The following is a 7,441-nucleotide window of genomic DNA, read 5'->3' as shown; positions in this document are numbered from 1 at the left end:
ACGAGATGCCGCTCAGCAGCTTGTCCGGCTGGAACGCGCGCGTGGCGTCGGGCGACACGCCGGGCCAGTAGGCGCCGTACGCTGCGCACAGCTTGGCGTCCTCGATGAACGGCGCGCCCAGGGCGTGGCCCGTGAGGAACTTTTGCAGCGGGTCCGCGCCGTCCGTGAAGTAGATGCCCTGGCTGGTGTCCCAGCCGGGATCGAACAGCCCCGGCGAGGCGTCCGGCAGCCCCGTCGACACCTCCGGCAGAGGGCCGTTGGGCTGCTGCACGGGCCCGTTGGCGTTCGTGGGCTGCGTAATGAGCGCCGTGACCGTCGTGTCGTTGATGCTGAAGTTGATGGGCAGCTCGATGTTGGCCGCGATGCGCGTCTGCGACAGCGCCAGCGGCGGGATGGCCCACAGGGCGTCGCGGATGGGCACGGGCACCTCGGTCTTCCACCACGTCATCAGGTCGCGCTGGCTCACCCTGGGGTAGAAGTCCGGCGGCGCGACCACGCAGTACGCGGGCTGGCTCACCGCGACGTGCGGCGCCAGCGCCTCGCAGCGCGCCTCCACCCAGCCGTCGCCCGTGAAGTCGATGTAGTGCTGCGCCTGGTAGCCGCCGGCGTCGATCTGCGCGACCATGTCGGGCAGCACGTTCAGGTTCTCGTCCCGCCCGTTCACCACGCGGTGCCGCACGTTCAGGTACTCCGGCGCGGGGCGCTGCGTGTCCTGCGACGCGTCGAAGATGTACGTGGGCGATTCCGACGGCGGGCCGGGGATGATCTGCATGGACGAGAACGCCCAGTTGCCCCGGTCGCTCGTGATGGCGGGATCCACGGGAAAGGTCAGCGGCGCGCCCTGGTACTCCGCGCGCACGGCCAGGGGCGCCGGCACGGGCTCCACGAAGCCCGAGCCAAAGTCGGGGCGCGTGGACATGGACGCAATGCGCTCGTTGCGGATCTCGAACGGAAACTGGTCCAGGTGCTCGCCCCGCCAGTTGTTCTGGTAGCCGTTCTGGTCCAGGTACCGGTGAAACGACGCCAGCTCGTCGTTCTGCACCTCGCGGTGCAGCTCCAGGGCGAGATCCATCCCCGCGATGCACTCCGGGCCGTTGAACAGTTTGTGGACGGGCACCCAGAACTGGAGCGCCCCGTCGCCGTCCAGCGCGTCCTGCGGGCCGAACGAGTCCGGGTCGCCGGCGCGCCGCACGGCCAGGTACGCCGCGAAGCGTTGCGGCACGACGGGAAACTCGAACGGCTGCTCCGGATCGAGCATCGCGAAGCGGCGGGCCCGCGCGTCGTAGACCGGGGGGATGGTCCCCAGCCGCGCGATGCCCGTGCGCGAGAAGCAGAGCTCCGCGTGCTTGCCGTGGACGGAGTCCGGCGTATTGCGGTACTGCAGCGCGTAGACGACGATGCCCAGCGTCGCGTTCAGGCCCGCGCGCTGCTCAAGCTGGTCGAGCGTGGGCGGCTCCGCGCCGTAGACGAAGTTCTCCAGCGCGTCGATCTCGGCCAAGGTGGGAAAGCCGCCCAGGGCGCGTCCCCCGCGGCCGGCGACCACGGTGGGCGACGCGAACGCGTGGTACAGCAGGCTGCGGTCCGGCTGCCCCGGCTCCACCGCGCGCGTCCCCGCCACGTCGAAGTCGCCGAACCCGGGATGACTCCGGTCGATGCGCGGGAGCGGGCGAAGCAGCTGCGTGCGCAAGTCCGCGGCGCCGATGTCCAGCCCGCCGCCCGTGACGTCCAGCAGCATCTGCCGCCAGCCCAGCGGCGCGAGGCGTCTGCAGGCGGCCTCGACGGCGTCCAGGAGCGGCGCGTCGCTGCCGGGAAGGAAGATGGACCACGCGTCGCCCAGGGCGATGGCAGCCGTGGCGAGCATGGACTGCTTGATGAAGATCCTGCGGCTTGTTCCGGGCATATGGATTGGGCGGATGGAAGAGGAGGCGGGCATTCCGGAGCGGAAATAAATGTATCGGCGCGTTTCGAACGTCAATGCTCATCGTCCTCGAGAGCCTGACGGTGATGCGCGGACGCAAAAAAGGCTGGCGACCGTTCTCGGTCGCCAGCCCCTTCTCGGAATCGGAGCCGTTGCCGGCTATTCCCTATTCCCTGTCACCTATTCCCTGTCACCTATTCCCTCGCCCCTGCCGTTCAGCTGTCCAGCCACGCCCGGTCCGACGCCGAGATCCGCGACCGGGGCCGCTCCGCGCGCTGCACCAGCTTCACCACCAGCCAGCCCACCAGGACGATCGGCAGGATCTTGAACGCCAGGGTCAGCACCAGGCCCAGCAGCCCGAACGCCACCCCGAAGACGGCGGTGACCAGGGCCAGCAGCACCACGAGCGCCACGCACGCGACGATGCCGACCACGATGATTCCGATCAGGGCGCTGAGCATGGGTCCTAACTCCTTTATCTGCGAAGACGTTGCGCTTGGTTCTCGTACGCCGGACCGGCCGATCGGGTCCGCGTGCTCTCTCTACGAGGGCGCGGACCCGCGGGTTTCAGCCGCGGGCGCCCGTGCCCAGGTCGTCCATCCCGCCGTGCGCCATGGCCTTGCGGTAGGCGTACTCGCGCCAGGCCGTCACGGCCACGATCATCACCGCGCCGGCGCCCACGCTGGCCGCCAGCCACAGCAGCGTCCAGGAGATGGTGCCCACCACCGCCGCCAGGGGGCCCGTGAAGGGCGTGACGCCCAGCAGGTGCGCGATGAACAGCGGGGCCAGCAGCACGCCCACGCCCATCAGCAGGTAGGCCAGGGCGCCCCGGGGCTCGCTGCCCCGCAGCCGCCGGCGCTCGGCCGCGCGCTCGCCCAGGGCGTGCGCCACCGCCACCACCCCCGCCGCCGCCAGGACGATGACCACCGTCCAGAACAGGGGGATGAACACCAGCAGGAACGGGATGCCCACCAGCGTGGCCACCAGCCCCAGCATGCCCACCAGGAAGGCCGGCAGGGCGAGCACGTTGGCCGCCAGCCCCACCGTGGCCGCGTTCAGGGGCGCCTGGCGCACCACCACGCTGGCCTGGTCCAGGTACGGCCGGCCGTACGCCGTGAGCGCGGCGCCCAGGGCGCACAGCACCAGGCCCAGCACCGCCGTGCCCGCCAGCCCGGCCCACCCCGCGCCCAGGCCGCCAAAGAGGCCGTGGCGCAGCTGGATGGCCTGCGTTCCCGTCTTGCGCGTGGGTCCGCCCTGCTGGACCTTGCCCATGACCGTGGCGCCGTGGTTGATGAGCTGGCCGCCCGTGACCACGGCGTCGCCGTACACCACCGAGCCGGCCTCCAGCACCAGGTTGCCGTCGCCCACGACGGCGTCGCCGTGCACCTCGCCCACCACGCGCAGCGAGCCGCTGGCCACCACCACGTCGCCCTCGATCACCTCGCGGGCGCCCACCTCGCGCTCGCCGCGAAACCACACCCGGTCGCCGTGGTGCACCGTGTGCTCGGCGCTCAGGCCGGTGTGCACGTGGCCCTTTCCGGGCGCCTGGGCCGCCGCGCCCGCGGCCGAGGCCGCCGTGAGGCCCAGGGCCATCAGCGCGCGGGCAAGAAGAACGTTACGCATGGGTCATCCCGGTCATCGGGGCGCGCAGCAGGCGCGCCATCGCCCAGGCGGAGACGGGGACCGCCGCCACCAGCAGCAGGAGCAGCACCGGCACGCCGGCGGCCGTGGGGCCGGGAATGCCGCCCAGCACGTCCGAGCCCCACTGGAAGAGCCCGGTGCGGATGAGCACCTCGGTGCCCTCGCTGAACAGGTTGAAGCTCACCTCGCCCGCCCAGTTGCGCACCACGCCCCACAGGGCGCCCATCCCCGACACCGGGCTTCCGCCCATCCACGTGCCGATCCCGGCCAGCACCGGCAGGGGCACCAGCAGCAGGGCCAGCAGCGTCATCCACCCGCGGCTCAGGGCCGGCATCCAGCGGCGGCGCGTTACCGCGGCGGGCGCCGCGGCCGCCACGGTGGCGGGGGCGATCTGCACCCGCGCCATCACCGCGTCGGCAAAATTCGTCGAAGGGGTGAGCGCGGGAAGCCGCTCCAGGGCGGCGATCACGGACCGGGCTTCGTCCAGCTCGGCCGTGCAGTGCGCACAGGCCCGCAGGTGCAGCTCCGCCAGGCTCCGTTCCACGTGGGAAAGGCTGCCCTCGGCGAGCTGCTCCAGCGTCCAGTACGGCAGGTGTCCGGTTGCGTCCGTCACGATGGCCTCAGCAGGGTCGGGTCGGTTCCATGGATTGCCCCTACGCGCGCCTGGCGGTGGAGGTTTCACGTCTGAATATCGGGATCAGGCCACCCGCAGGTGCGCCAGCTGCTCGCGCAGCTCGTTGCGCCCGCGGTGGATGTACGTCTTTACGGTGCCCAGGGGCAGCGACAGGATCTCGGCGATCTCCTGGTACTCGCGGCCTTCCACGTGCCGAAGCAGGATGGCCGCCTTGTACTCGGGGCGCAGCTTGCTGATGGCGCCCTCGATCTCCTCGCCCAGCTCCTTGGCCTCCAGCAGCTCCTCGGGGTTCTCGTCCGGGGAGGCGATGGTAATGCTCGTCGCCTCGATCTGCTCGGCCGTCACGGCGTTGCGGGACCCGTCGATCGACACCGTGTCCAGCTCCTTACGCCGGATGTGGTCGATGGTCAGGTTCGTGGCGATCTTGAAGATCCAGCTGCTGAACTTGAACCGCGGATCGTAGCGGTCGATGTTGTTGAACACGCGGACGAACGTTTCCTGCGCCAGGTCCTCCGCCTGCTCCCGGTCACGGATCATCCGGTAGATGATGGAGAACACCGGCCGCTGGTAACGGCTCAGCAGCTCGCGATACGCCTTCTCGCTGCCCGTCTGGGCGCGAGTGACGAGTTCGTGGTCGGAGACCGGAGTTGTGTTCACCGCTGTAGTTCGGGGGTCCGATGAATCAGACTCGCCCGGCGCCCTACGGGCCGGGGGCGCGGGGAGTTTCAAGGCGGTATGCAAGCCTTGCTCGGGGCGGCGCGGGGGCGCTACCTTGGCGCCCCGTATTCTAAGCAACGGAACGGTTTTACGGTATGCCAGAGACCCAGGCGCCCCCGTCGGCGCTCCCCGCCCCGGCGGAAAAAGCCGCGCACGTGCGGCGCATGTTCAGCTCCATCGCCCCGCGGTACGACCTGCTCAACCACGTCCTGTCGCTCAACATCGACCGGCTGTGGCGCAAGCGGGCCGTCAACCGGCTGGGCTGGGAGCGTGCCCCCAGGGGCACCTACCTGGACAACTGCGCCGGCACCCTCGACCTGTCCGTGGAGCTGGCGAAGCGCGCCGGCTTCGAGGGGCGTGTCGTGGGCAGCGACTTCACCTACGCCATGCTGGAGAACGGCGTGCGCGCCGGCAAGACGGCGGGCGCGCCCATCGAGCCCGCCTGCGCCGACGCCCTCGCGCTCCCCTACCCGGACGGGGCGTTCGACGGCGCCACGGTGGGCTTCGGCGTGCGCAACCTGGCCGACCTGGACGCGGGGCTGCGCGAGATGGCGCGCGTGCTCAAGCCCGGCGCGCGGCTCGTGATCCTGGAGTTCACCACGCCGGGGTGGCAGCCGTTCCGCGGGCTGTACTTCTTCTACTTTCTCAAGGTGCTGCCGCTGGTGGGCCGCATGGTGAGCAAGCACTCGTCCGCGTACACGTACCTGCCCGAGTCGGTGATGCAGTTTCCCGAGCCGCCGGAGCTGGCGCGCAAGATGGAGGCGGCCGGCTTCACGGGCGTAACGTGGGAGACGCTGTCCGGCGGCATCGCGGCCCTGCACCACGGGACGCGGTCATGAGCACCATCGCGCGGGTGGTGCTGGCGTCGCTGCTGCTGGGGTTCTTTGGATGCTGCGTGGCGAGCGCGGCGCTGCAGCTCCTTGCCTGGCGCCACGTGCGGGCCGACAAGGGCCCCACGGTGCGCGGCGTGTGGAAGCCCGACGACTACTTCGACCCCATCGGCCTGCGGCAGATGCGCCTCGCGCGCGGGCTGCTGATCGTGGGCGGGGTGCTGTTCGTGTCGTACGTCCTCATGGGCCGCGTCTTTTCCACGCTGGCCGGCTAGTCGCGACGGCACGGACCGACGGGCGCCGCGGAACGGGAAATCGCCGATCCGCCGCGCCCGTCCGGTGTATCGAACGCGGACGCATCGGACGCAGCCGGTGGATGCTGATCAGGGGCGGATGGGTTGCCGGACGGCGGGCCTCCAGCCCCGGCGACTGAAGTCGCGGCACCGAACACGTGATGTCGGCCTTCGCCGACGGGTCCGGCACGGGCGAGGGCCGTGTGGACATGCGGAGGTCGCGCGGGCGAAGTGCGACGTCGCGCGTGAAGGCGACGGCCGGAGCAGGTGAAGCCCCGCCGGGCGACGCGAAGCGTCGTCAGGGCGGGGCTTTCCGCTTTCGTAGCGGCGGCTTTAGCCGCTCCGGCTGGGAGCCGGGCGACTCGCGCGGATTTTCTCTCGTCGTGGAGTGGTCCGTCCTGGTCCGTCCTGGTACGTCGGAGGTTGTCCGGCGGAGGTGGTCCGGCGCGGCTCAGGCTGGCTCGTCGCGGGGGAGGGCGCCGGTGGCGAACCAGGTGAAGGCCTCGCGGGCCACGGCGGCGGGGACGATGTGGGGGCCATCAAACTCGCGGTACAGGACGCCGTAGCCGGCCGTCTCCAGCCGCGGCACCACCCGCCGGCTGCAGGCGTTGATCGGCAGCACGGCATCCTCCGTCCCGTGCGACACGTACACGCGCGGCGCACCCCGCTGCACCGGCGGCGCCATGAAGCCGGGCGAGAACGCCAGCACGTGCGTGAACAGGTCCCCGTTCGCCACGCCCAGCGACAGCGCGTACGACGCCCCGTCCGAGAACCCGCCGATGGCCATCCGCCCCGCATCCACCGCGCACCGCGCGAAGACGGCTTCCAGCGCCTCGTTCAGGAACTCCACGTCCGGCCCGTACGCGCCCAGGATGATGTCCCACGTGCGGCCGCGGCTGTCCGGCGCCAGCACCACGATCCCCATCTCCTCCGCCAGCCCCCGCGCAATGCCCAGGGCGCTCTGGCCGTTGCCGGCGGCGCCGTGCAGCATCAGCGCGAAGGGTGCGGGGCGGTCCGCGGAGAGGCCGGGCGGCACGTAGAGCAGGGCATCGCGCCGCGCGTCCAGCCCCAGCCGGTGCACGCCGGGCTCCGCGGCCGCCGTCGGCACGCGGGGACGGGCCGTGATCCGTCCATCGTCCGGGTGCGGTGGGGCTCGCCTGCTCGGGGCCACGCGGCCTCCTGGGTGCGGGGGAGACGTCATTCGGCCGCGCGCGGCGGCGGATAGGGGATGGTGAGAATGACGTGCCCACGCCGCGCCGCGTCACGCGAGAAACGTCACAGGGGAGGCGGCGTCCGCGCCCGGTGCGACATCTGTTCAGGGATGGATGAAGGATCGGGGATGTGGATCACGCACATCGGCGGAGTGTGTCTCGCCCGCGGAGGGCCCCCTCCCCCCGACCCCCTGCCC

At 71.3% G+C, this 7,441-nt stretch carries 8 protein-coding genes; 2 read left to right on the top strand and 6 right to left on the bottom strand.

All coding sequences use genetic code 11. From position 1 onward, the window contains the following. From VFZ20_RS22490 to VFZ20_RS22470, 5 genes are all read right to left on the bottom strand, one after another. A partial coding sequence (locus VFZ20_RS22490) for a hypothetical protein (RefSeq protein WP_329686197.1) occupies positions 1-1,861 on the bottom strand: 1,861 nt, incomplete at its 3' end. A gap of 272 nt (positions 1,862-2,133) precedes the next feature. Beyond that, complete coding sequence (locus VFZ20_RS22485; RefSeq protein ID WP_329686196.1) at positions 2,134-2,379, bottom strand: hypothetical protein; 246 nt, start codon at positions 2,377-2,379, stop codon at positions 2,134-2,136. Positions 2,380-2,485: 106 nt separating this feature from the next. Continuing rightward, a complete protein-coding gene (locus VFZ20_RS22480; protein ID WP_329686195.1) occupies positions 2,486-3,541 on the bottom strand; it encodes a polymer-forming cytoskeletal protein in 1,056 nt (351 codons plus the stop codon). Beyond that, a complete protein-coding gene (locus VFZ20_RS22475) occupies positions 3,534-4,172 on the bottom strand; it encodes a hypothetical protein (RefSeq protein ID WP_329686194.1) in 639 nt (212 codons plus the stop codon). The genes VFZ20_RS22480 and VFZ20_RS22475 overlap by 8 nt, the downstream gene beginning before the upstream one ends. 84 nt (positions 4,173-4,256) lie before the next feature. Further along, on the bottom strand, positions 4,257-4,850 hold the full coding sequence (locus tag VFZ20_RS22470; protein ID WP_329686193.1) for a sigma-70 family RNA polymerase sigma factor: 594 nt from the start codon (positions 4,848-4,850) through the stop codon (positions 4,257-4,259). Positions 4,851-5,005: 155 nt separating this feature from the next. On the opposite strand from VFZ20_RS22470, the gene ubiE reads away from it, so the two are divergent. After that, positions 5,006-5,749: a bifunctional demethylmenaquinone methyltransferase/2-methoxy-6-polyprenyl-1,4-benzoquinol methylase UbiE gene (gene ubiE / locus VFZ20_RS22465; RefSeq protein ID WP_329686192.1), complete on the top strand. Its 744-nt coding sequence runs from the start codon at positions 5,006-5,008 to the stop codon at positions 5,747-5,749. Continuing rightward, positions 5,746-6,015 carry a hypothetical protein gene (locus VFZ20_RS22460; RefSeq protein ID WP_329686191.1) on the top strand — a complete coding sequence of 90 codons (270 nt, stop codon included), beginning with the start codon at positions 5,746-5,748 and terminating at the stop codon, positions 6,013-6,015. The genes ubiE and VFZ20_RS22460 overlap by 4 nt, the downstream gene beginning before the upstream one ends. Before the next feature lie 469 nt (positions 6,016-6,484). Here VFZ20_RS22460 and VFZ20_RS22455 read toward each other — a convergent pair whose 3' ends face one another. Next, positions 6,485-7,204, bottom strand: a complete 720-nt coding sequence (locus tag VFZ20_RS22455; RefSeq protein ID WP_329686190.1) for a PHB depolymerase family esterase — start codon at positions 7,202-7,204, stop codon at positions 6,485-6,487. Between the last annotated feature and the right edge of the window lie 237 nt (positions 7,205-7,441).

The organism is Longimicrobium sp. (assembly GCF_036280135.1).
Lineage (GTDB): Bacteria > Gemmatimonadota > Gemmatimonadetes > Longimicrobiales > Longimicrobiaceae > Longimicrobium.
Note: the sequence above shows the minus strand (reverse complement) of the source record. Positions and strands in the feature narration are given on the sequence as shown.